Origin of the sequence: Labrys sedimenti, from assembly GCF_034424805.1 — a bacterium.
GTDB lineage: Bacteria > Pseudomonadota > Alphaproteobacteria > Rhizobiales > Labraceae > Labrys > Labrys sedimenti.
The window spans coordinates 1-23,344 of the sequence record NZ_JAXOUF010000006.1 but is presented as its reverse complement, the minus strand read 5'-3'; the positions used below and the strand labels follow the sequence as shown (position 1 = coordinate 23,344).

Below are 23,344 nucleotides of genomic sequence, written 5' to 3'. Positions count from 1 at the left end.
CTCCATAAAGTTCGAGGTCCAAGAGGGTCCCCGATCTGATTGAGGCTGGATTGTGCAAGACATGAACGGCGCCGTACTTAAGCTCTCCCAAATAGTTCTCAAAACTTCCAAATGAGCTATAGATTTTGTCCATGCAGGGATCGCGCTTTGCCTTTGGCCCGTTCGTGCTCGATTCAGGCGCGGGAACGCTTCTTCGGGACGACGCTCCCGTTGCCGTCGGGTATCGGGGGCTGAAGCTGCTTGCGGCGCTGGTCGAAAAGCCGGGCGAGGTCCTGGGCAAGGCCGCGCTGATGGACGCAGCCTGGCCCGGCACGGCGGTCGAGGAAGGCAACCTCACCGTCCAGATTGCACAATTGCGCAAGCTCCTCGGCCCGGCCACCGATGGCGGTGAATGGATCGTCACGGTTCCACGCATCGGCTATCGGTTCACCGGTGCCGTCGCAGAACTCGGCCGCAAGCAGCCAAAGCCGTTGCCACTGCCCGGCAAGCCGTCAATAGCCGTGCTGCCTTTCGTGAATGTCAGCAACGATCCCGAGCAGGAATCCTTCGCCGATGGGCTGACGGAGGACCTCATCACCGATCTGTCGAGGATCTCGGGCTTGTTCGTCATCGCCCGCAACTCGGCCTTTGCCTACAAGGGCAAGGCGATGAACGTGCGCGGCATCGCTCAGGATCTTGGTGTACGCTATCTGCTGGAGGGCAGCGCCAGACATGCTGCCGGGCGCGTTCGCATCAATGCGCAACTGGTCGACGCGGTGAGCGGGGACCATCTGTGGGCGGAGCGCTTCGACCGCAGCCTGGACGACATCTTTGCCGTCCAGGACGAAGTCACCGGCAAGATCATGGAAGCGCTGCTCCGCCGGCTTCGTACCCCTCCGCCCCGCAATCCGCCCCGGAACCTCGAGGCCTACGACCTGTGCCTGCGCGCCCGCAGGCTGATGGACGATTCACCACAGACCGCGCAGGAAGCCCATCTCATGCTGACGCGCGCGACCTTGCTCGATCCGGATTACGCCGAGCCCTATCGCTGGCTTGCCATGAACCACTGGATGGGATGGGTGCATTCAGGTGGTCCGACCGAGGCCTCTCGTAGCGTCGCGCTGGAGCTGGCGCGAAAGGCGGTGGCGCTCGATCCAAATGATGCCGGCTGCCGCTGGGTCCTGGCCTATCTGCTTGCCTATGACCGCAGCTTCGCCGAATCGGACACGCAATTCGCCAAGGCGATCGAACTCGATCCGAACGAGGCCGACATCTGGGCTGTCCTATCCGACATCTCTGTCATGGCCGGCCGGGTCGAGGAAGGTCTCGAGCAGATCCGCAAGGCGTTCCGGCTGAACCCGTTTCCGGCAAGCTGGTACTATCTGACGCTGGGGCAGGCGCAATATGCGGCCGGCGACTATGAAGCTGCCGTCGAGACGCTGCGCAGGGACGAGACCTATCGTACGAGTTCACGCCGTTTCCTGGCGGCAAGCCTGGCTCAGCTGGGCCGGCTCGACGAAGCCCGCATAGAAGTCGAACTGTTCCTCGTCGGCAACCCGCATTTCACGATTCGGCACTGGGCCGAGACGGAACCCTTCCGCGATGCCGCCACGCTCGAGCATTTCGTCGACGGCTGCCGCAAGGCCGGCCTGCCAGATTGAGAAACACGATTCGAGAAAATCGCCTCTTCTCTAATCTTCAGTCCGGTCCGTAGCTTCACGATCGCGTTCGTGGTGGCTCGTGAGCGGAAACGGCGGTAACCACGATTCGCGGCGGATGATCCAGCTTTCATAGGTGGGCATCAACTGATCGGGGGCATCGAGGGTACCCAGATGCACTTCGATTTCGTCAGCGCTGCGTGCGAAAACAGACGAGCCGCAACGGGGACAGAAAAACCGGCCGGCATAGTCGCGTGTCTGGCCCTCGATCGTCACCGCCTCTTGGGGGAACACTGCGGACGCATAGAAGAGCGCCCCATGATGCTTGCGGCAATCGAGACAGTGACACAGGCCGACCCGGTATGGGCGCCCCGATGCCACGAGCCGGACATCACCACAAAGGCAGCCGCCAGTGAATCGGTCCATGCTGCGCCTCCCCTGCGATCAAGCGATCAAATGGTTACAACGAACCGGCCGGTCATTGCCACGATCCCCGAGGGCGGTCCTAAGACCGATTCGCGCTTTTGCCGGTTCCCCTGTCTCGCTGCATTGTCATACGTCGAAAAGTCAGCTGGCCTTTCGAAGGGCGCCTCGAACCGCTCAGTCCCATGCTGCCTAAAACCTGATCCTGCTGCCGACGTATTGGCCAGGTCATCGTCTTGCCGAGACCGTCCGGCGGTATATGCATGCCGTCTCGTTCTCAGGCGGCGGTATTCTCTCCTCGACATGAAGAGCCCGAGCCCAGCTGGATCGGCGCTCGCGACATCCGTAATCGGGACTTAGCCCAGCAACTCCGGAAGGAAAAACTTTCCCTTTCAGCGTCGTTACAAAGTTGTCATGTAGCATTGTGCCGATGAAGCAGGCTGTAGAAAACTACCGCCTTACACTCTGGACAAAAAAAGACGGCCGGGACGAACCCGGCCGTAGCTTGGACAAAGTCCAAAAGTCACCATCCAGAGGGGAACGTCAGATGCTCCAGGTCGCCACCGGGAGGATGATGGCCCGAACGTCTGACAAGGCTGAGATTATATTTGCTGCCCCCCTGCTGCAACGTTTTCTTTCACATGCCGGCCCTGCGTGCTGCGCATAGATGCAATTGCTGCCAAAATGCACACCCTTGTCGCCCAATCCTTGATCATGCGGGCGTATTACGCGCCCCTGCCGCCAAAACAGGCAGGCGGCCGCCGAACGCCGCCTGCAGCAAGGAAGTTGACCCGAGCGGGAAATGCTCCGGCTTTGATCCGGCTGCCGGGAGGCCACGCGCATCGCAATCAGCAAAACACTCCTTGCCGCGCCATGCCCGACAAAGACATGCCCCGTGCAAATCTGATGGAGCCTAAACGAACCGCAGGGGCGCCACGGCATCCGACCCGATTCCGAAATCAGGCCTGAAGCCGTGAGTCATGGTTGCTGCAGCGTCTTTTGCCGAAAAGCGGGGCGTCACCTTCTCGGTACGGTGCTTTAGAAGGCCCAGCGCTGGGCCTTGCTGACCAGGAAATCCCGGAGAACCTGGATGCGAGCCAGATTCTTCATCTCCTCGGGATAGACGAAATAGGTCTCGAGCTGCGGCATTTCCGCATCGGGCAGCACCTGCACCAGCGTCGACTCACGGCCGACGAGATAATCGGGCAGCACGGCGAGGCCGACGCCCCTCTCCACTGCCGTCTTGACGCCGCCGAGATTGTTGACCTCGAATACCGGCTCGCGCGGATCCTTGGGATCGCGCCCGACGGTATTCAGCCAATTGATCGCCTGCAGGAAGCTGCCGGCCGTGCCGCCGAAGCTGATGATGCGGTGGCGGTCGATCTCCTCGATGCTGCGCGGCTGGCCGAAACGCTTGATATATTCGGGCGCGGCATAGGCATGGAAATGCACCGTGAACAGCCGGCGCTGAATGAGGTCGCCCTGCTCGGGCTGGCGCATGCGCAACGCGACATCGGCTTCACGCATGCCCAGGTCGAGCTCCTGCTCGGTCAGCAGGAGCTTGAGCCGCATGTCGGGATAAAGATCGAGAAACTCGCCGATGCGCGGCGTCAGCCAATAGGTCCCGAGCCCCACAGTGGTGGTCAGGCGCAATTCCCCGTTCGGCTTTTCCCGGCTGTCGCTGAGGGCGCCCATCGCCGCTTCCAGCTTGAGCATGACGTCCTGGGTGGTGCGGAACAGCATCTCGCCCTGTTCGGTCAGGATCAGCCCGCGCGCATGGCGATGGAACAGCGGCGTGCGCAGGTCCCCCTCCAAAGCGGAGACCTGCCGGCTGACGGCCGACTGCGACAATCCGAGCACGTCGCCCGCATGCGTGAAGCTGCCGGCCTCCGCAGCCGCGTGAAAGACCTTGAGCTTATCCCAATCCATGAAGCACCCAGTTCAGCCCAGCTCCAGATTCTGCGCTTCGACCCTTGCTTTGCTTCGGTTCAACGTCGGCCAAGTTCAACGCGTATTCGGCGACGCGCGAAGATCTGATTTGCGCAGAGTATATGATGATTGCCTAAAAGTTTGAAACGGGTGGCAAATTTAGGGCGGAAATCGATTTATTCCGCAGCTTCCCTGTGGACTTCCTCAGCTGCCAGCCATTTCTCCGCCTCGAGCGCCGCCATGCAGCCCATCCCGGCCGCAGTAACGGCCTGGCGATAGACGTCGTCGGCGACGTCGCCGGCGGCGTAGACACCCGGAACGCTGGTCGCCGTCGTGCCCGCGACGGTCTGGATATAGCCGCCATTCTTGAAGGTGAGCTGTCCGGCGAAGAGTTCGGAGGCGGGCTTATGCCCGATGGCAATGAAAACGCCGTCCGTGTCATGCTTGGTCACGACGCCGGTTTCGACATTGCGCAGATTGACATGCGTGACACCCAGCGGGATCTCGTTGCCGCCGATCTCGTCGAGCGCGCTGTTCCAGACCACCTCGATATTGGGATGCTTGAACAGGCGATCCTGCAGGATCTTTTCCGCCCTGAAATGATCGCGCCGATGCACAACCGTCACCTTGGCCGCGATATTGGCCAGATAAAGCGCCTCTTCCACGGCCGTGTTGCCGCCACCGACGACGGTAACGTTGCGATTGCGGAAGAAGAAACCATCGCAAGTCGCGCAAGCCGAAACGCCGAAACCGCGGAACTTCTCCTCCGACGGCATTTCCAGCCATTTGGCCTGGGCACCGGTGGCGATGATCAGGGCATCGGCGAAATAGATGTCACCCGTATCCCCTTCCAGGCGGAACGGGCGCTGCGACAGGTCGACCTTGGAGATATGGTCGGAAACCATGCCCGTGCCCATATGCTCGGCCTGCTTGCGCATTTCCTCCATCAGCCAGGGGCCCTGGATCACCGAGGAGAAGCCAGGATAATTCTCGACATCCGTGGTGATGGTGAGCTGGCCGCCCGGCTGGATGCCGGAGATCAGCAGGGGCGACAAATTGGCGCGTGCAGCGTAGATCGCCGCGGTATAGCCCGCCGGGCCCGAGCCGAGGATGATGAGCTTGGAGTGACGGGTAGCCATACCGAGGTTCCAATTCAGGATGCCGCGCGAAGGCGCGCGAGGATTTCTTGAGCAATCAAAGGGGTTGAATCTAGGGGGTCATAGGGGTGGTTTTCAAGATGCCCGTCGAACTTCACCACAGCCCCGTGCTCAATCAGGCCGTCGACGAGGCGCATGATCTTGGCCGGAACGCCCTTGGGCAGGTAGACATGGACGGTCTTGCCGGTCGCCGCTGCCTCGCTGAGCATGTTGGCTGAATCGGCGGTAACCACGAAAGCATCTGCCAACCCCAGCATCTGCGCATAGGGATTTGGCCCCTGCCCGTCCCAGATCCACGCCGGTTTGCCCTCCAGGGCCCGCGCGATCGCCTGTGCCATCGCGGGCGGCGTGCGGCGCGATGGGGTGACCATCAGCCCCGCCCCGCTATCGGCCAGCCGCGACAATGCCGATACGAAGCCGTCTACATCATCGGGAGCAAAGGCGACGTCCTTGGAGGGACCGCCCGCCAACACGGCGACACGCGGTTGCGGCAGGGCCGTGAGTTCGGCACGAGCCCCCGCGCGCGCCGCCGCCAGCACATCCGGCGTTTGCCGATGCGGCGAGGTCAGTGTCGCCAGCACATTGGGCCCGCGCAGACGGTCATGCGCCGGCACCCAGATGAAATCCGCCGCTTTGGTTCCGGTGCGAGGATCCTTGAGAAATACGGTCAGCGTCTCAGGCGAGCGCCGCTTGAGCCACGACAGATAGCTCACGGCGCGGCGGCCGGAGGCGATCACCAGGTCGGGCCAGGGCGGAGCCAGGTTGCCCAGGTCGGCCGGATCGGGCGGCCCCCAGGGCATGGCAAGGGCATAGAGGCGCCGCGGCGATACCGTGTACTCCACAATGCTGCCGCCGGCTTGCGCCAGCACCGCCTCGGCAACGCCGAGGCACTGCAGGGCATCGCCCGCCTTGCCGTCCGTGAGGGTCCAAATCAGAGCCATGACAGCGGTCTTAACATGTCCTTTCGCGGACACGCCACCTGGGTTTAAATCCGGCGTGTTTTTTGTCTGAAAATCCAGTCCAGATTAGCTCTCCGGAGCGCTGACAACAGAGTTAAGTCCTTGAGTTCATCGGGGCTTTTTTGTCAATCATATTGAGAACACAATTCACCTTATAACCCGGCGCATCCCCAACTATTGAGAGCTTGACTGAATGACGTCTAAAACGACGAACGCTACATTTTTTGCCGCAGCAATTACTCTACTAACGATGACAGGAACTAGCTATGCTGACTCCGTCGGTGTGGCCTCCTACTACGGCAAGGAATTTAGCGGTCGCCGCACTGCCAATGGCGAACGTTTCAACCCGGGTGGTCTGACTGCCGCGCATCGCTCCCTGCCCTTCGGAACCAAGCTGCAGGTGACGAACCTGCGCAATGGCAAGAAGGTGGTGGTGCGCATCACCGACCGGGGGCCCTTCGCCAAAGGCCGTGTCCTCGATCTCTCCTATGGCGCCGCCCGCGCCGTCGGCATGGTGTCTTCGGGCACCGCCAAGGTGAAGATGGAGCGGCTCGCAGCCCGCTGAGCGAAACAACAAAGAGAAGACGAGCGAATTGGGGCGGCCTCCGAGCCGCCCTTTTTCTTGCCGCCCACCGACCCTGGAAGCTGGCAACGACGCCTTTTCATTCCACGCTTTGGTTCAATTTGGAGAAGATGCGAACCAGTTCCGCGAGATCGGCCGAGGAAAGGGCCGCAACCTCACGTGGCGTGCGGTAATACTCGTCCATCAGTTCCTTGCGGGTCACCTCGCCCTTTTCGGTAAGCCGCACCAGCTTCACCCGGCGGTCGCCCGGCGCCGGCGAGCGCTCGGCAAGGCCCGCCCGCTCCAGCCGATCGACCAGCCAGGTCGCCGTCGAGGGATCGGCGCTCCATTGCCGCGCCAGCATGCCGATCGGACGCGCTTCTTCCCGATCGAGGGTGAACAGGACCCTGGAATCGTTGGGCGTGAGGCCGCGGCTTTGCAGGCTCTCCAGGCGCTGCGGCGAGGAGCGCATCAGATAATCGAACATCAGCCGCCAGGCTGCCGAAGCGGGGTCGGGGCTGCGATCCGGCGACGTCATCAGGGCATCCTCGGGAACATGGAAATTCGTTCGCTAAAAATATTTGACTATTATAATATTTTAGTCAATCAAAATAATAACGAACGGAGATGGCAGCCATGGGAACGACCCCGCAAACCAGAACCTCGGTGCTCATCATTGGCGGCGGCCTTACCGGCCTGACGGCAGCCGCGCTGCTCGCCCATCGGGGCATAAACTGCCTGGTGGTAGAGCGGCATGCCGGCACCTCGATCCAGTACAAATTCACCGGTATCTCGCCGCGCAGCATGGAAATCTTCCGCAGCATCGGGCTGGAGACCGAGATCCGCGCCGAGCGGACCGGCGATCAGCAAGGTGGCGGCATTGCGCGGGCAAGAAGTCTCGCCGATCCCGAGATCCACTGGAGCGATCTCGGCTGGCCGGATGCCTCCCCTTTCAGCCCCACCCAGCCCGCCACCTGCGACCAGCACGCGCTGGAGCCGATCCTGCGTCGTCATGCGGAACGCCATGGCGCCGACATCCGTTTCAACCACCAGCTCGAAGGCTTTGATGAGGACGCCGCGGGGATTCGCGCCCGCATCCGCAACCTGGTCAGCGGGCAGGAAGAAATCGTGCTCGCTGACTATGCGATCGCCGCCGACGGCGGCAATGGCGGCACGCGTGAGCGGCTGGGCATCGGTCGCAGCGGCCCCGGCCCCCTGCAGCACTGGATCAGCATCATCTTCGATACCGACCTGCCGCCAAACCTGCAGGGTCGGCGCTTCACCTCCTGCTTCATCACCGACCTCAACGGCACCGTCACGCCGCGTGCCGGCGGTCGCTGGCTGCTGGCATTGCAGTATTTTCCGCAGAAGGGCCAGCGCCCGCAGGACTTCGACACCGCCCGCTGCCGCGAACTGGTGATCCGCGCCGCTGGAAACCCTGCAATCAAGGCAGAGCCGGTCGACATCAGGGCATGGGAGGTCGCCGCTGCCATCGCCGACCGCTTTCGCGAGGGCCGTGCCTTCCTCGTCGGCGACGCCGCCCATCTGATGCCGCCGACCGGGGCCTTCGGCGGCAATACCGGCATTCACGACAGCCACAACCTCGCCTGGAAGCTGGCCATGGTGCTGAAGGGCAAGGCCGGGCCGAGCCTGCTCGACAGCTATGACGCCGAGCGCCGCCCCATCGTGCAGGCAACGCTGGCCCAGGCCCTCGCCCGGTTGCAAAGCTGGTTCAAGGATCCCTCCAACCGCCTGCCGCCAGCCGTGCCGCTCGTGCCGGATTACGACGTTGTGCTCGGCCAGCGCTTCGACGCCGGCGCCTTTCTGCCTGCCGGCCCTGCGCCGGACGCTCCCTTCGAAGCCCATGCCACGCTGGCGGCGAGGCCCGGCACCCGCGCCCCGCATCTTTGGCTCGGACGCGATGGCCAGCACCTGTCCAGCCTCGATCTTCTCGGCGGAGATTTCCTGCTGCTGGCGAGCAAGGCCGTCTGGCGCGAGGCTGCCGTGAAGGCCCAGGAGCGCCTCGACCTGCCGCTCGCCTGTGAGATCATCGGCGAAGATGGCGACCTCGTGGATGTCGACGGCCGCTGGCCGGCTGCCTATGGGCTGGATCCGGACGGTGCCGTGCTGGTACGGCCGGACGGCTTCATCGCCTGGCGTTCTTCCCGGAATGATGACGAACCCGCCGACGCCCTGCATCGTCTTGGCCTGGGCACGAGCGGAAATGCGGAGCAGGCATCATGACCGCTCGGATCGCATGCTTGCTCGCTTCCGAGATTGCGCTCTTTGCCTGCGCTTCCACGGTGCATGCCGGTCTCTTGCCTTTTGGAGAGCCTCATTCGAGAGCTGCGACCGCGGAGGCGATCATTGCTGTCATCTTGGCGCTGGGCCTCGTCACCGGCCTTGTCCGGCCATCCCTGGCGCGGCGCGCCGCCCTCGCCGCACAGGGCCTTGCGCTTGTGGGGACGCTGATCGGCGCCGTCACGATCGCCATCGGTATCGGACCGCAGACGGGCGGCGACAAGGCATTCCATCTCGCGCTGGTGGCCGTGCTGGTATTCGGCCTGTGGCTCGCGGGCAGAATCCGGCGCCGCTGAAAGGACTTTTGCCATCGGGCAGGGGTTTCGGCCGCAGCCCGGTTACCCCCGAACGGCCGACGCTCTGACACAGGTCGCAACAAGCACGCTTTGCGTCGCTTCCCGCCTCCTGTGCAAGGCAGCGGCAAGCGTAGCCTCTCCAAGCTATGACGGGCAAACCAAGGGGCATCACCATGGGCAAGCGCGTTCTGATCACGGCGGGCGGCAGCGGCATCGGCCGGGCCATGGCCGAGGCGTTCCACAAGGCAGAGGCGCGCGTATGGGTCGTCGATATCGATGCAGATGCCCTCGCCTCCTGTCCGCCGACCTGGGAACGCGAACAGCTGGACGTCTGCGATGAAGCGGCGGTTGAAGCCTTGTTCGCTCGGCTCCGCGCCGCCTGGGGCGGGCTGGACACCCTGTGTGCCAATGCCGGCATCGCCGGTCCCACGGCTCCGATCGAGACCATCGAGGTCGCGGATTGGCGGCACTGCCTGGCGGTCAATCTCGAGGGCGCCTTCCTGTTCGCCAAGCATGCGACGCCCCTCATGAAGGCACAGCGCTCCGGCGCCATCATCCTGACGTCCTCGACCGCCGGAATTTTCGGCTATCCCCACAGGGCACCCTACAGCGCCTCGAAATGGGCCATCAACGGCCTGATGAAGACGCTGGCGATGGAACTCGGCCCCTTCGGCATCAGGGCCAACTCGATCTGCCCCGGCGCGGTCGAAGGCCCCCGCATGGAAGCCGTCATGGCCAGGGAGGCTGCGGCCAAGGGTACGACACGCGATACGATCTATCGAGGCTATGCCGGCGGAACCTCGATGCGCTCCTTCGTCGGCGCCGAGGATATCGCAGCCATGGCCCTGTTCCTGGCCTCCGACGCCGCCAGACTCGTGTCGGGCCAGGTCATCGCCGTCGACGGGCATACGGAAAACCCGGATCCGAAGGCGTGACCGCGTCCGGCCAGGAAGCAGCGGTCATGCCTCAATAAGAAGCCCGCCCCATCAGGGGCGGGCCGGATAACGTCCTGATCCCCGAAGATCAGACCAGCGTGTTGCAGAAGCGCTGGATACGGCGGCCGGCCTCCTCCAGCGCCTCGGTAGAGGTCGCGTAGGAAATGCGGAAATTCGGGCCGAGGCCAAAGGCCGAGCCATGCACCACCGCCACCCCTTCGGCCTGCAGCAGTTCGGAGACGAAATCCTCGTCCGTCTCGATCACCTTGCCGCTGGGCGTCTTCTTGCCGATCGTGCCGGCGCAGGAGGGGTAGACATAGAAGGCACCTTCCGGCGTCGGACACTGGATGCCCTTGGCCTGGTTGAGCATGCCCACGATCAGGTCGCGGCGGCCCTCGAAGATCTTGCGGCGCTCTGGGATGAAGTCCTGCGTGCCGTTGAGCGCTTCCACCGCCGCCCATTGGGCAATGGTACAGGCGCCCGAGGTCTGCTGGCCCTGGATCATGTCCATCGCCTTGATCAGCTTCTCGGGGCCGGCGGCATAGCCGATCCGCCAGCCGGTCATCGAATAGGCCTTGGAGACGCCGTTGATGGTGAGGGTGCGGTCATAGAGCTTGGGCTCGACCTGGGCCGGTGAGTAATAGACGAAATCGCCATAGACGAGATGCTCATACATGTCGTCGGTCATCACCCAGACATGGGGATGACGCAGCAACACGTCGGTAAGCGCCTTCAGCTCGTCGCGGCTATAGGCCGCCCCCGACGGGTTGGAGGGCGAATTGAAGATGAACCATTTCGTCTTCGGCGTGATCGCCTTCTCCAGCGCTTCGGGCGACAGCTTGAAATTGGTGGCCAGCGTGGTTTCGGCGAAGACCGGCGTGCCGCCGCACAGGGCCACCATCTCCGGATAGGACACCCAATAGGGCGTGGGGATGACGACCTCATCGCCGGCGTTGAGCGTCGCCATCAGGCCGTTGAACAGGATCTGCTTGCCGCCGGTGCCGACGATGGTCTGCGAGGGCTTGTAGTCGAGCCCGTTCTCGCGCTTGAACTTGGCGGCAATGGCCTCGCGCAGTTGCAGAATGCCGGAGACCGGCGGATATTTCGTCTCCCCGCGCATGATGGCGTCGACCGCGGCCTTCTTGATGTTGTCGGGCGTATCCATGTCGGGCTCGCCCGCACCGAGACCGATGATGTCGCGTCCCGCCGCTTTGAGTTCGCGCGCTTTCTGGCTTACCGCGATGGTCGCGGAAGGCTTGATGCGCGAGAGGGCGTCGGCGAGAAAAGCCATGGCTGGAAACTCCTGTAAGCCGTGGGAAATGCGGGTTGAAGCGGAACATGGCGGCAGCCCGGCGGGCGGACCCCTGCCCGCCCCGCAAGGCGCGCCTCTGCTTAGGCGCCGCCCGGCCTGCATTCAAGCGCAAAGATTACGTCCAATGCACAACTTGCCGGAGAGGTCCCGCGAGTTCATTGCTTGATGGCATCGACACAACAATGCCGCGAAACTTCCTCACCGCCGCCCGAGAACGTGCAAAAGGCCGCCGTGATCGGCAGCGATGCTTTGATCGTAGCCGATGCGCTTCATGGCCACGCGAGTTCCTGGTGGTATGAGGCACAGTTGGAAGTAACCGAGTTGAGTGCCGCGTGCGTTTTCGCACTTCGTCCCGCCGGGCGAAGTTCTAGACGGAAGGACGTTAGAGGTTTTCCAGTCGAGCGTTTCGAGGAGATCACGATGGCCGTCAACCAGGCAACCGTACGCATGTTCAAGGCCGACACCCGCGCCATGCGCGTTTCGGCAGCCGAAGCGGAACGTCAACTGACCTTGGCGCTCTGGCTCGTCGGACTTCTCGCGACCGCAACAGTAGTAACAGCGACCATTGGGTTCTTCGCCTAGTCCCCCCGCAAGCGAATTGAACGGGTCGCTCAACGCGCCGGATGGTCCCCCCGCCATCCGGCGCATTTTTTTGGTACAGTCCTTCACACAATTCTTGGCACTTTTCGCTGGTCCCATGGCGCGGCTATTTCAGAACCGATCATTCTGAGACGAGGTCAGCCATGTCCCGAACCACTTCACCGCGAACCATCTTTCTGGCCGGTGCGACCGGTGCCATCGGCGCACCGCTCTCGCGCCTGCTCCTTCGCGCCGGTCACAGGGTTGTCGGCACCACGCGCACGCCTGCAAAAGCCGATGCCTTGCGCAAGCTGGGCGTCGAGCCGGTCGTGGTCGATGTCTTCGAGCGTGACGCGCTGATCGCCGCGGTGACGGCCGCCAGGCCCGAGATCGTCATCCATCAGCTCACAGACCTGCCCCCGGCCCTCGACCCCACCCGCATGGCCGATTTCGTACCGCGCAATGCCCGCATTCGCCGGGAGGGCACCGCCAATCTGGTGGCGGCCGCTCATGCGGCCGGAGCCCGGCGGATCATCGCCCAGAGCATTGCCTGGGTCTACGCGCCCGGGCCGCTGCCGCATGCCGAGGCCGATCCGCTCAACCACGGCGCCGAGGGCCCCGGCGCCGTCAGCGTGCAAGGGGTGATTGCCCTGGAGGATTCCGTGCTTCAGGCGCCGGTCGAAGGCGTCGTCCTGCGCTACGGCTATCTCTATGGTCCCGGCACCGGCAGCGACTGTCCGCGCCGTCCGATGTCCGTGCATGTCGATGCCGCGGCACAGGCGGCGCAACTCGCGATCGATCACGGCAAGCCCGGCGCCTACAACGTAGCCGAAGCGAGTGCCGAGCTCTCGACCACCAGAGCTTTGGACGAGCTCGGCTGGCGGGCCGATTTCCGCCTTCCGGCCTAACGGTTGCCCGTTCATGAAGGCGCGCGGCGCGCTATGCGTAGTGTCAGCCTCCCGGCTGACATCTTGAAACGAAGCGCTTGTCGATAAGGAAGATGTCAGCTGGGAGGCCGACACTCCAAATCCCGCTCAAATGAAAAACAAAGAATGGTTTGCCGGGCGGCATAGGCTTTGCCGCCCTTGCCTGCGCTTGTCACTTTTCCCTTGCCACGGCCTCCAATCGGCGCGACGGTTCCGATCAGCCGCCCAAAAGAGCGGCGGCCAGAACAGGAGGGACGCGACAATGACGCAGAACACTCCAAACGGCAGACGATCCAGCGGGCCGCGCTGCATCGCCCTGGTCGGCCCGTTCCAAAGCGGCAAGACGACCCTTCTGGAAGCCATCCTCGCACGCATGGGCGCCCTGCAGCGCCAGGGCACCGTGGCGGCCGGCTCCACCATCGGCGATGCCAGCGCCGAGGCGCGTGCCCACACCATGAGCGTGGAGGCCAACATCGCCTCCGTGGATTTCATGGGCGAGACCTTCACTTTCATCGATTGCCCCGGCTCGATCGAATTCCTGGCCGAGATGCGTCCCGTGCTGCCGGCGGTCGATGCCGCCGTGGTGGTCTGCGAGGCCGACGAAAAGAAGGTCCCGGCCCTGCAACTGATCCTGCGCGAACTCGAAGACCAGAAGATTCCGCGCTTTCTCTTCCTCAACAAGATCGACAATTCGCACCAGAGCGTGCGCGATGCCCTGCCGCTGCTGCAGCCCGCCTCCCGGCTGCCGCTGCTGCTTCGCCAGATCCCGATCTGGAAGAACGGGGTTGCCGTCGGCTATGTCGACCTCGCGCTCGAGCGCGCCTTCATCTACCAAGAGCATGCCGCGTCACAGGTGGTCGAGATCCCGCCGGACGAACGCAACGAAAGCAAGGATGCACGCTATTCCATGCTGGAGCGCCTGTCGGATCATGACGACGCCCTGATGGAGCAACTCCTCGAGGAGGTCGAGCCACCCCGCGACCGGGTGTTCGACGACCTCGCCCATGAACTGCGCGACGGCCTGGCCGTGCCGGTGCTGATGGGCTCGGCCGCCAACGGCAATGGCATGCTGCGCCTGATGAAGGCCTTGCGCCACGAGGCGCCCTGCATCAAGGAAACCGCCAGCCGCCTGGGCATGACGCCCGGCTCGGAGCCTGTCGGCTATGTGATGAAGACCTTCCACACCGCCCATGCCGGCAAGCTTTCGCTCACCCGCGTGCTGAGCGGCGCCTTCCAGGAAGGCATGACGGTGACGACATCCTCCGGCGAAACCGGCCGCATCGCCGGCTGTGTCCGCCTGCTGGGCCAGACCACCCAGAAGACGAGCCAGGCACAGGCCGGCGATACCGTCGCGTTGGGCAAGGTCGATGCCGCCCACACCGGCGACATGCTTGCCATCGGCAAGGCCGTGCCGCGGCCGGCCGAGATCGAGGCGCCCCAACCGGTGATGTCCCTCGCCGTCCGGGCCCGTGACCGCAAGGACGACGTCAAGCTCTCGGCTGCCCTCCAGCGCCTGACCGACGAGGACCGGGCGCTCGCCATGGAACAGAATGCCGAGCTCGGCGACACCATCCTGCGCGGCCAGGGCGAGATGCATCTGCGCGTGGCGGTGGAGAAGCTCGCCTCGAAATTCGGTGTCGCCGTCGATTCCAGCCAGCCGCAGATCGGCTATCGCGAAACCATCCGCAAACCGGTGACGGGCGTGCGCGGGCGCCACAAGAAGCAATCGGGCGGGCATGGCCAGTTCGGCGACGTGGTGATCGACGTCGTTCCCCTGCCCCGTGGCGAGGGCTTCGCCTTCATCGACAAGATCACTGGCGGCGTGGTGCCGCGCAACTACATTCCCTCCGTCGAGGAGGGCGTGAAGCACTATCTCAAGCGCGGCCCGCTCGGCTTCCCGGTGGTGGATGTCGGCGTGTCGCTGACGGACGGTTCCTACCACACGGTGGACTCCTCCGACATGGCCTTCCAGACCGCAGCGCGCATCGGCATGAGCGAGGCGATGCCGCAATGCAATCCCGTGCTGCTGGAACCGGTCCTGGCGGTGGAGATCTCGGTGCCCTCGGACGCCACGGCCAAGGCCAATGCCATCGTCTCCTCCCGCCGCGGCCAGATCCTCGGCTTCGACGCCCGCGAAGGCTGGGAGGGCTGGGACGTGGTGCAGGCCCTGATCCCCGAGGCGGAGATCACCGATCTGATCATCGAGCTGCGCTCGGCGACGGCGGGTGTCGGCACCTTCCGGGCGAAATTCGACCATCTGGCCGAACTGTCGGGCCGGCAGGCCGATACCATCGTGGCCTCCCGGCAGGCGGCACAATAGGGAGGGTCATCCCGGACAAGCTGCGGCACATCGTGCCGCGGCGCAGATCCGGGACCGCGTAGGGAGCTAAGCGCCCGTGCCGAAGAACGGTCCCGCATCTGCGGAGCAGCATTGCATGCTGCACCGCGTGCGGGATGACATGAGGAATTTGCCCCCTGCCTCCAATGGCGCTAAAGAGCGGCGATGCCGACCATCGAAATCGCCGCCTTCTATCATTTCGCGCGCCTGCCCGGGTTCGTCGACCTGCGCGAGCCGCTGGCCAAGCTCGCCTGCTCGCTCGGCATCAAGGGCATCATCCTGCTGGCGCATGAGGGCATCAACGGCACGGTGGCCGGCACGCCCGAGGCGATGGCGATCTTCCATCCGCGCCTGCGCGAGATTACCGGCCTTGATGACATCGAGCACAAGACCTCCTTCGCCGAGGAGATGCCCTTCCTGCGCATGAAGGTCCGGCTGAAGGAAGAGATCGTCACCATCGGCGACAAGAGCGTCGACCCGCTGGAGCGCGTCGGCACCTATGTCGAGCCCAAGGACTGGAACGCCCTGATTTCCAATCCGGATGTGCTGGTCATCGACACGCGCAACGATTTCGAGGTGCGCATCGGCAGCTTCAAGGGTGCACTCGATCCGAAGACCGAGAGCTTCGGCGACTTCCCCGCTTTTGTCAGGGACAATCTCGATCCTGCCAGACACAGGAAGGTGGCGATGTTCTGCACCGGCGGCATACGCTGCGAGAAGGCGACCAGCCTGATGCTGCGCGAGGGCTTCGAGGAGGTCTATCACCTCAAGGGCGGGGTACTGCGCTATCTGGAGGAGGTCCCGCCGGCCGAGAGCCTGTGGGAGGGCGCCTGCTTCGTCTTCGACAAGCGCGTCGCCGTCGGCCATGGCCTGAAAGTCGAGGACTTCGCACTCTGCCATGGCTGCCTGTCGCCCCTTTCCGCCGCAGACCGGCAATCGCCGGACTATGAGGAGGGCGTGAGCTGCTCCTATTGCGCCGCAACCCTCACCGAGATGCAGAAAGCCTCCTCGCGCGAGCGCCATCGCCAGGAGACGCTTGCGCGCCGGCGCGGCCACGCCCATCTCGGCCCACGTCTTGCCACGGCGGCTGAAGAAAGCTGAAAAAGCCTGTTACTTCAATGGCATGAGAGCACTTCGTGAATCGGCTCGGGATGGAGAAAACCATGTCTGACAAAGCCCTGGTCCTGTTCTCGGCCGGCCAGGATTCCACCACCTGCCTCGCCTGGGCACTCGAGCGTTTCGACAGCGTGGAAACGGTCGGCTTCGACTATGGCCAGCGCCACGGCATCGAGCTCGCGATGCGCCCCGTGGTTCTCGCCGCCTTGCGCGAAGTCTTTCCGGCCTGGGCCGGGCGCCTGGGCGAAGACCACCTTGTCGACCTCGGCATACTCGGCCGCATCAGCGAGACCTCACTGACACGCGACGTCGAGATCGCCATGCAGGAGAACGGCCTGCCCAACAGCTTCGTGCCCGGGCGCAATCTGCTCTTCCTGACCTTCGCCGCCACCCTCGCCTATCGGCGCGGCGCCCGGCATCTCGTTACCGGCGTTTGCGAGACCGACTTCTCCGGCTATCCCGATTGCCGCGACGACACCATGAAGGCCATGCAGCTGGCTCTCAATCTCGGCATGGAGAGCCGCTTCGTCATCCACACGCCGTTGATGTGGATCGACAAGGCGCAGACCTGGACCCTGGCACGGGAGCTCGGCGGCGACCGTCTGGTGGACCTCGTCCGCGAACAGACCCACACCTGCTACAATGGCGATCGCAGCCACCGGCACGACTGGGGCTATGGCTGCGGCACCTGCCCGGCCTGCGAACTGAGGTCCAGCGGCTACCGGCGCTTCGTAGCCGAGAGCGCTTCCTGACGTTCGTGCCCGCTTGTCCTCACTTGCTGCCGGGCGGCACCTGGAAATAGCTGCCGTCGGCCGAGCCGTTGGTGCCGCAATAGCCCACACTGCGCTCGGTCGCACCGGCCGGAAATACGGTCTCGGCCTTCAGGCTGGCGCCTTCGCGGGTGAGCTTGAGGATCGAGGCCTCTCCCTCCTGCTTGACCTCGAGCACGCCGGCGGCATCCCGGCCGCTGCCCGAGATCTCGCAGACCCAGCGCCCCATCACCGGCTCGACGACATCGCCCGAGACCGTCAAGCTGCCATCCGGCTTGGCCTCGATGTCGAAGCCGCCCGTATTGTTGTGCCAGCTCCCGACGAAGCCGTCCTGCGGCTTCGCCCTGATCCCCGTCAGGAAACGCGCCCGCTCCGTGAGACGCTCCTTCAGCGTGCGAAAGGCGCCAACCCCTTCCTTGCTGGCGCCCGCCTCGTCGCGGGCGCCGACGAACCAGCGCTGGTCGGCGTCAAGCGCGGCGGCGGCCTGGGGATCGAGGGCCTTGCGCAGCCGCTCATAGGCCGCAGCGATCTCGGCGTCGGCTCTCGACAAGGCGGGACTTGCGCAGATTGCCTTCTCCACCTCAGTGGCGGCCTTGCGGCAATCGAAGGAGGGCTTGCCAGCAGCCAGGGCGATCGCGGGCATGGCGATGGCCGGCAGGAGGCAGGCGACGGCCAGGCCGCGTACGATCATGGCTTTGCCCCGATTTCGATGGTGGAGAACAGGTCCGTCTCGATATCACCCTTCTCACCGTGCGGCTTGACGCCGCCGGCCGGGCGGTACCGGCCGTTGTCGTAGATCAGTTCGAACCGCGCCGCCTTGCCGGGCCGCTTGTCGAAGCTGCATTCGCCGGCAACCTTCTTGGAGGTTTCGTGGCTGACGGTCTGCTCGACCGTGAGGTCGCGATAGCCGAGCTCGACCTTGGGGCCGAGCTTGACGGTCCGCGTCACCGCGGTGGACTCGCCCTCGCAATCGCCATTGTTCTCGCCATTGCTGCGCTCGACGATCAGCCCGTCCAGCACGCGCTCGATGCGTCCCTTGTCGAAGGTGTACATCCACAGCGCCTGCTCCTCATAGGGATTGACGCGCGAACTGCCCGATTGCGAGGTGCGCAGGCCGAAGGCGCGCAGCCCGTCGCCGACGTCGTAGCGGGCGGTGTCGAGGCTCATCGAGCCGAACTGGATGGCGTCCGAGAACGCCATGCCCTTCTCCAGCCGCCGTGCGACGGGATTGCCGGTGGCGACATCGGCGATGATGATCTCGACGTCGCCCTTGTTCTCGCCCTCGACCGGCGGCTTGGCCTCGATCAGCGGCACCGCCGCCAGCATCAGCTCGGAGCGATAGGGCCACACCTTGCAGACCACGTCGTCCGGGTTGATCGAGCGATCATAATCACCGCCCTTCACCAGCAGGCCGTTCTCGCTTTGCTGCGCATCGGGATAGGCCTGCTTGAGCAGGGCATCGGTGATGTCGCAATCGGCCAAGGCCTGGGTGGGCAGCATCAGGGCCAGGGCAGCGGCACCGAGGGCAAGCTGAAGCTTCATGTCGGGATGATTCCATTCCGGAGGGACGGTTCCACATCTAACACGGGTCGGAACCGGCACAATCTCTTGCCCCCTCTGGTCCACGGCCTCAGTTTCGGCGGATACAGGCCTTCGCTTGCCGGCGATTGCCTGCCCGGCGTGGCCCGGATAGGTTCGGCCTATGCCTCTCGACACCGACAGCCTGCAGCCCCTGCTGAACCGCCGTCTCGACACACTCTATGCCACCGACGACCGGGGACGCCTGCTGCACAGCAATGAATGGGATTCCCGCCCGGCGCCCCGCTTCCACCTGATGCGCACGCCGGCCGGGCCGCTGTTTCGCTGCCGTGCCGACATGCCGGATGCCCTGGTCGCCCGCCTCGGCGAGCTCTGCCGCGACGAGGTGCTGGGCGAGGTGCCGCAGCAACCGCCGGCCCGGCAGCAGGCCTATCTCGACCTGCTCGGCCACCAGGCTGCGGTGACGCAGATCTGGGCCGGCCCGGTCTACCGGGCGGACACCGTGCCGCCGCCACGACGACCGCCCGTCGCCATCCATGAGGGCAATGCCGAATTGCTGCGGCCGCTCTTTCCCGACTGGCTGCCGGACGTGCCGCACCGGCGGCCCTTCCTGGCGATGATCGAAGGCGATCGCGCCGTGGCGCTCTGCGCCAGCGTGCGCATCTCGGACACGGTGCATTGCGCCGGGGTCGAGACCCATGCCGATTACCGCCGTCAGGGCCATGCCGCGGCGGTCGTCGCCAGCTGGGCACAGGCCGTGCGGGCTCTCGGGGCCATTCCCTTCTACAGCACGTCCTGGGACAACCAGGCCTCCCGCGCCGTCGCCGCCCGGCTCGGCCTGCCCCTGGTCGCCACGGACTTCCATGTCCGTTGAGGCGGTGGGAAAGCCGGCTATTGCCAGCGATGGCGGGTGTTACGCCAACGGCATAGATGTTTGCCCGATCAAGCACCGTATTTGCGAGCGTTGAAACTACTGCCCCTCGCCCAAGGCCGAGGCCCAGTCCTTCTTGACCTGGGCGATGCGCGCCACATAGGCGCGCTCGATGCAGGGGGCGCCGGTGCAGATATCGCGTACCGTCTCGCGCCAATGGGTCTGGTCCTTGCCGAAGGGATCGCTGGCCGCGCCGGTCTCGCCGTCGACCCCGCGCGTCTCGCCCTCGATGGCCTGGTAGAGCCGGTTCATCTCGTCATCGAGGCGGGAGAGTTTCGGATGGGCGCAGATCAGCTTCTCGACGGCCGTATGCGCCTTGCGGCAGTCGAAGCCAGCGGCCTGGGCGGGACCCTGCCAGCCGAGGACTGCGACGGCCGTGGCGGCAATCATGATAAAACTTGCAGGACGGATCATCCGGAAAACTCCCAAGGCGACGAACACCCCGTCGCTAGCACAGGGACACCGGCCTTGTCGTGCCGCGGGGAACTTCGCCACCTTGCTGACAGGACGTTGTCAGCAAGTTTCCGACGACAGCCCTTCCCCCCGCGCGTGACTCACCCCATTATCAGGACATGTCCGATACGCCCAAAGCCCCCTCCTCGAGCAAGACCCCTGCTCCGAAGAAACTCCGCACGCCCAAATCCAAGGCGGCGCGGCCTGCCCTGCCCTCGCTCGACGAGCATTTGAAGGCCCTGCTCAATCCCGGCCTGCTCAAGGAGGCCAAGAGTAGCCTGCGCGACGACGAGAAGCCCGGTTTCGGCGAAGGCCCGCAGGCCGGCTTCGACACCGGCGCCGTCACCGGCCTCGACCCCGAGCTTGCCGCCAAGCTCGGCGTGCCCTCGGCCGGCGGGGGCGCCGAGATGGAGGGCCGGGCGGTCAAGCGCAAACCGGCGGACAAGAAGGCGCGTGCCAAGGATGGCGGCGAGCTCGATCCGGATGGGCTCGACAAGCTCGGCGGTTCGGCCGGCACCATCAAGGCGCTCTCCGAACTGCTGGAAAGCGGCGACCCGCGCATGGTCGGCAAGCCCGTGTGGACGCCGCATCGCCCCGCGCGCCCCGACAAGAGCGAGGGCGGCATCCGCCTGGAGCTCGTCTCCGAATACCAGCCGGCCGGCGATCAGCCCACCGCCATCGCCGACCTGGTCGAGGGCCTGCAGAGCCATGAGCGCGACCAGGTGCTGCTCGGCGTCACCGGCTCGGGCAAGACCTTCACCATGGCGCAGGTGATCGCCCGCACCCAGCGCCCGGCCCTGATCCTGGCGCCCAACAAGACGCTGGCGGCCCAGCTCTATGGCGAGTTCAAGTCGTTCTTCCCCAACAATGCGGTGGAATACTTCGTCTCCTATTACGACTACTACCAGCCCGAGGCCTATGTGCCGCGCACGGACACCTATATCGAGAAGGAGTCCTCGATCAACGAGCAGATCGACCGCATGCGCCACTCGGCCACGCGCTCCCTGCTGGAGCGCGACGACGTCATCATCGTCGCCTCGGTCTCCTGCATCTACGGTATCGGCTCGGTCGAGACCTATACCGCGATGACCTTCTCGATGAGCGTGGGCGAGCGCGTCGAGCAGAAGCAGTTGATCGCCGACCTCGTCGCCCTGCAATACAAGCGCATCAGCGCCGATTTCGGCCGCGGCACCTTCCGGGTGCGCGGCGACGTCATCGAGCTCTTCCCGGCCCATTACGAGGACCGCGCCTGGCGCATCAATCTGTTCGGCGACGAGATCGAGAGCATCGGCGAGTTCGACCCGCTCACCGGCCAGAAGATCCAGGACCTGCAATCGGTCAAGGTCTACGCCAATTCGCACTATGTCACGCCGCGCCCGACGCTGAACCAGGCGATCAAGGGCATCAAGGACGAGCTCAAGACCCGGCTGCAGCAGCTCTATACCGGCGGCCGCCTGCTGGAGGCGCAGCGCCTCGACCAGCGCACCACCTTCGACCTGGAGATGATGGAGGCCACCGGCTCCTGCGCCGGCATCGAGAACTATTCGCGCTGGCTGACGGGACGCTTGCCCGGCGAGCCGCCGCCGACCTTGTTCGAATACCTGCCCGACAACGCCCTGGTCTTCACCGACGAGAGCCACGTCACCGTGCCGCAGATCGGCGCCATGTACAAAGGCGACTTCCGGCGCAAGGCGACCTTGGCCGAATATGGCTTCCGCCTGCCCTCCTGCCTCGACAACCGGCCGCTGCGCTTCGAGGAATGGGACGCCATGCGCCCGCAGACCGTGCATGTCTCGGCCACCCCCGGCAAATGGGAGCTGGAGCACACCGGCGGCGTCTTCGCCGAGCAGGTCATCCGCCCAACCGGACTGATCGATCCAGTATGCGAGATCCGCCCGGCCCGCACCCAGGTCGACGATCTCCTCGGCGAGGTGCAGGAGGTCGCGCGAAAAGGCTATCGCAGCCTCGTCACCGTGCTGACCAAGCGCATGGCCGAGGACCTCACCGAATATATGCACGACCATGGCGTGCGCGTGCGCTACATGCATTCGGACATCGACACCATCGAACGCATCGAGATCATCCGCGACCTGCGCCTCGGCGCCTTCGACGTACTCGTCGGCATCAACCTGTTGCGCGAGGGCCTCGACATTCCCGAATGCGCCTTGGTCGCCATCCTCGACGCCGACAAGGAAGGCTTCCTGAGGTCGGAAACCTCGCTGGTGCAGACCATCGGCCGCGCCGCCCGCAATGTCGACGGCCGCGTGTTGCTCTATGCCGACAACATGACCGGCTCGCTGGAGCGCGCCATCGCCGAGACCAACCGCCGCCGCGAGAAGCAGGTGGCCTGGAACCAGGCCCACGGCATCACGCCGGAGAGCGTCAAGCGCTCGATCGCCGACATCACCAATTCGGTCTATGAGCGCGACCGCGTCACCGTGGACAAGGGCCTGGCCGACAAGGTCTCCACCATCGGCCACAATTTCGAGGCCGTGACCGCCGACCTCGAAAAGCGCATGCGCGACGCCGCCGCCGACCTGCGCTTCGAGGAAGCCGCGCGGCTGCGCGACGAACTCAAGCGCCTGCGCGAGACCGAGATGGCCGTGGCCGACGACGGCTCGGCCCGCCAGATCAGCGTGCGCGAGAAAGCCGGCGCCTATAAGGGCCCGAAAGCCTATGGCGATGCGGCGAACCTGCCGAAGACGCGGGCCGCCAAGCCGGGGCTGGACAGCATGGGCCCGGGCACGGATCGCGAAGTGCCGCTGGGGGCGGAGGCGCGGCGGAAGGGTGGTGGCAAGCCTGGGCGGGGGTGGAAGCGGTGAGATTCGAATCTCGAGTATCGCTGTGCTTCCGCACTATTGGCCACTAGCATCCAACAGCACAATCTCATCTCAGCTTCGGGAGCAGCAAGATTGAATTTGGATTGCAGATTTGCGCTTCGACGATTTCACCTTGCTCGAAGTTTCGCTGAAGCCACTGCGCGATTTGTCGATTACGACCTACAACACGTACTGCCCCTGAGCTATTAGCAGTTCTGTCAATCCTGGAAATAATCGGTTCGGCGCCGTCGCCGAATCTAATCTCAAGGGGCTCACCCTCCTTCCCTAGTGGATTGACCGGGACAGAAGAGTCCTGAGGGGGATTCCTGTGCATCGAAGCCTGTGCGAATGTGTGGAATGCG

21 protein-coding genes and 1 pseudogene are annotated in these 23,344 nt (G+C 64.6%); 12 read left to right on the top strand and 10 right to left on the bottom strand.

Going from position 1 to position 23,344, the window contains the following annotated elements:
- The first annotated feature begins 131 nt into the window (after positions 1 to 131).
- Positions 132 to 1,640 (top strand): winged helix-turn-helix domain-containing tetratricopeptide repeat protein, encoded by a 1,509-nt coding sequence (locus U1R88_RS18820; protein ID WP_322432627.1) that lies wholly within the window; start codon positions 132 to 134, stop codon positions 1,638 to 1,640.
- A gap of 30 nt (positions 1,641 to 1,670) precedes the next feature.
- On the opposite strand, the gene U1R88_RS18815 is transcribed toward U1R88_RS18820, so the two are convergent.
- From U1R88_RS18815 to U1R88_RS18800, 4 genes are all read right to left on the bottom strand, one after another.
- Positions 1,671 to 2,063: a GFA family protein gene (locus U1R88_RS18815; RefSeq protein ID WP_322432626.1), complete on the bottom strand. Its 393-nt coding sequence runs from the start codon at positions 2,061 to 2,063 to the stop codon at positions 1,671 to 1,673.
- 1,035 nt (positions 2,064 to 3,098) lie between these two features.
- Positions 3,099 to 3,989, bottom strand: coding sequence for a LysR family transcriptional regulator (locus U1R88_RS18810; RefSeq protein WP_068291406.1), 891 nt, complete (start codon positions 3,987 to 3,989; stop codon positions 3,099 to 3,101).
- 176 nt (positions 3,990 to 4,165) lie between these two features.
- Positions 4,166 to 5,128, bottom strand: a complete 963-nt coding sequence (gene trxB / locus U1R88_RS18805; RefSeq protein ID WP_068291404.1) for a thioredoxin-disulfide reductase — start codon at positions 5,126 to 5,128, stop codon at positions 4,166 to 4,168.
- 14 nt (positions 5,129 to 5,142) lie between these two features.
- Positions 5,143 to 6,087: a mitochondrial fission ELM1 family protein gene (locus U1R88_RS18800; RefSeq protein ID WP_322432625.1), complete on the bottom strand. Its 945-nt coding sequence runs from the start codon at positions 6,085 to 6,087 to the stop codon at positions 5,143 to 5,145.
- Between the two features lie 211 nt (positions 6,088 to 6,298).
- Between U1R88_RS18800 and U1R88_RS18795 the strand changes: the two genes are divergently transcribed.
- Complete coding sequence (locus tag U1R88_RS18795) at positions 6,299 to 6,670, top strand: septal ring lytic transglycosylase RlpA family protein (protein WP_082979910.1); 372 nt, start codon at positions 6,299 to 6,301, stop codon at positions 6,668 to 6,670.
- Between the two features lie 97 nt (positions 6,671 to 6,767).
- Here U1R88_RS18795 and U1R88_RS18790 read toward each other — a convergent pair whose 3' ends face one another.
- Positions 6,768 to 7,205, bottom strand: coding sequence for a MarR family winged helix-turn-helix transcriptional regulator (locus U1R88_RS18790; protein ID WP_322432624.1), 438 nt, complete (start codon positions 7,203 to 7,205; stop codon positions 6,768 to 6,770).
- A 98-nt stretch (positions 7,206 to 7,303) separates the two neighbouring features.
- On the opposite strand from U1R88_RS18790, the gene U1R88_RS18785 reads away from it, so the two are divergent.
- The 3 genes from U1R88_RS18785 (at position 7,304) to U1R88_RS18775 (ending at position 10,199) form a co-directional block, all read left to right on the top strand.
- Positions 7,304 to 8,911, top strand: coding sequence for an FAD-dependent monooxygenase (locus U1R88_RS18785; RefSeq protein WP_322432623.1), 1,608 nt, complete (start codon positions 7,304 to 7,306; stop codon positions 8,909 to 8,911).
- Positions 8,908 to 9,264: a hypothetical protein gene (locus U1R88_RS18780; RefSeq protein WP_322432622.1), complete on the top strand. Its 357-nt coding sequence runs from the start codon at positions 8,908 to 8,910 to the stop codon at positions 9,262 to 9,264. Before U1R88_RS18785 ends, U1R88_RS18780 begins: the two co-directional genes overlap by 4 nt.
- Before the next feature lie 173 nt (positions 9,265 to 9,437).
- Positions 9,438 to 10,199: an SDR family oxidoreductase gene (locus tag U1R88_RS18775; protein ID WP_322432621.1), complete on the top strand. Its 762-nt coding sequence runs from the start codon at positions 9,438 to 9,440 to the stop codon at positions 10,197 to 10,199.
- A gap of 88 nt (positions 10,200 to 10,287) precedes the next feature.
- On the opposite strand, the gene U1R88_RS18770 is transcribed toward U1R88_RS18775, so the two are convergent.
- On the bottom strand, positions 10,288 to 11,490 hold the full coding sequence (locus tag U1R88_RS18770; RefSeq protein WP_322432620.1) for a pyridoxal phosphate-dependent aminotransferase: 1,203 nt from the start codon (positions 11,488 to 11,490) through the stop codon (positions 10,288 to 10,290).
- Between the two features lie 186 nt (positions 11,491 to 11,676).
- Between U1R88_RS18770 and U1R88_RS18765 the strand changes: the two genes are divergently transcribed.
- The 5 genes from U1R88_RS18765 to queC all read left to right on the top strand — a co-directional run bounded on the left by U1R88_RS18765 (position 11,677) and on the right by queC (position 17,222).
- On the top strand, positions 11,677 to 12,093 hold the full coding sequence (locus U1R88_RS18765) for a hypothetical protein (protein WP_322432619.1): 417 nt from the start codon (positions 11,677 to 11,679) through the stop codon (positions 12,091 to 12,093).
- Positions 12,094 to 12,254: 161 nt separating this feature from the next.
- Complete coding sequence (locus U1R88_RS18760) at positions 12,255 to 12,998, top strand: NAD-dependent epimerase/dehydratase family protein (protein WP_322432618.1); 744 nt, start codon at positions 12,255 to 12,257, stop codon at positions 12,996 to 12,998.
- A 280-nt stretch (positions 12,999 to 13,278) separates the two neighbouring features.
- The gene (locus U1R88_RS18755) at positions 13,279 to 15,336 is read left to right on the top strand and encodes an elongation factor G (protein WP_322432617.1); all 2,058 of its coding nucleotides are present in this window, start codon (positions 13,279 to 13,281) and stop codon (positions 15,334 to 15,336) included.
- A gap of 183 nt (positions 15,337 to 15,519) precedes the next feature.
- Complete coding sequence (gene trhO / locus U1R88_RS18750; protein ID WP_322432616.1) at positions 15,520 to 16,455, top strand: oxygen-dependent tRNA uridine(34) hydroxylase TrhO; 936 nt, start codon at positions 15,520 to 15,522, stop codon at positions 16,453 to 16,455.
- Between the two features lie 62 nt (positions 16,456 to 16,517).
- A complete protein-coding gene (queC, locus tag U1R88_RS18745) occupies positions 16,518 to 17,222 on the top strand; it encodes a 7-cyano-7-deazaguanine synthase QueC (RefSeq protein ID WP_322432615.1) in 705 nt (234 codons plus the stop codon).
- 19 nt (positions 17,223 to 17,241) lie between these two features.
- Here queC and U1R88_RS18740 read toward each other — a convergent pair whose 3' ends face one another.
- Both U1R88_RS18740 and U1R88_RS18735 read right to left on the bottom strand, forming a co-directional pair.
- Positions 17,242 to 17,931, bottom strand: a complete 690-nt coding sequence (locus U1R88_RS18740; protein ID WP_322432614.1) for a lysozyme inhibitor LprI family protein — start codon at positions 17,929 to 17,931, stop codon at positions 17,242 to 17,244.
- The gene (locus U1R88_RS18735) at positions 17,928 to 18,782 is read right to left on the bottom strand and encodes a PA3715 family protein (protein ID WP_322432613.1); all 855 of its coding nucleotides are present in this window, start codon (positions 18,780 to 18,782) and stop codon (positions 17,928 to 17,930) included. The genes U1R88_RS18740 and U1R88_RS18735 overlap by 4 nt, the downstream gene beginning before the upstream one ends.
- 160 nt (positions 18,783 to 18,942) lie before the next feature.
- Between U1R88_RS18735 and U1R88_RS18730 the strand changes: the two genes are divergently transcribed.
- On the top strand, positions 18,943 to 19,653 hold the full coding sequence (locus U1R88_RS18730; RefSeq protein ID WP_322432612.1) for a GNAT family N-acetyltransferase: 711 nt from the start codon (positions 18,943 to 18,945) through the stop codon (positions 19,651 to 19,653).
- Positions 19,654 to 19,749: 96 nt separating this feature from the next.
- Here U1R88_RS18730 and U1R88_RS18725 read toward each other — a convergent pair whose 3' ends face one another.
- Positions 19,750 to 20,124 carry a lysozyme inhibitor LprI family protein gene (locus U1R88_RS18725; RefSeq protein ID WP_322432611.1) on the bottom strand — a complete coding sequence of 125 codons (375 nt, stop codon included), beginning with the start codon at positions 20,122 to 20,124 and terminating at the stop codon, positions 19,750 to 19,752.
- Between the two features lie 158 nt (positions 20,125 to 20,282).
- Between U1R88_RS18725 and uvrB the strand changes: the two genes are divergently transcribed.
- Positions 20,283 to 22,985 carry an excinuclease ABC subunit UvrB gene (uvrB, locus tag U1R88_RS18720; RefSeq protein ID WP_322432610.1) on the top strand — a complete coding sequence of 901 codons (2,703 nt, stop codon included), beginning with the start codon at positions 20,283 to 20,285 and terminating at the stop codon, positions 22,983 to 22,985.
- A 64-nt stretch (positions 22,986 to 23,049) separates the two neighbouring features.
- Here uvrB and U1R88_RS18715 read toward each other — a convergent pair.
- Positions 23,050 to 23,344, bottom strand: a pseudogene (locus U1R88_RS18715) (GIY-YIG nuclease family protein); the annotation flags it as partial.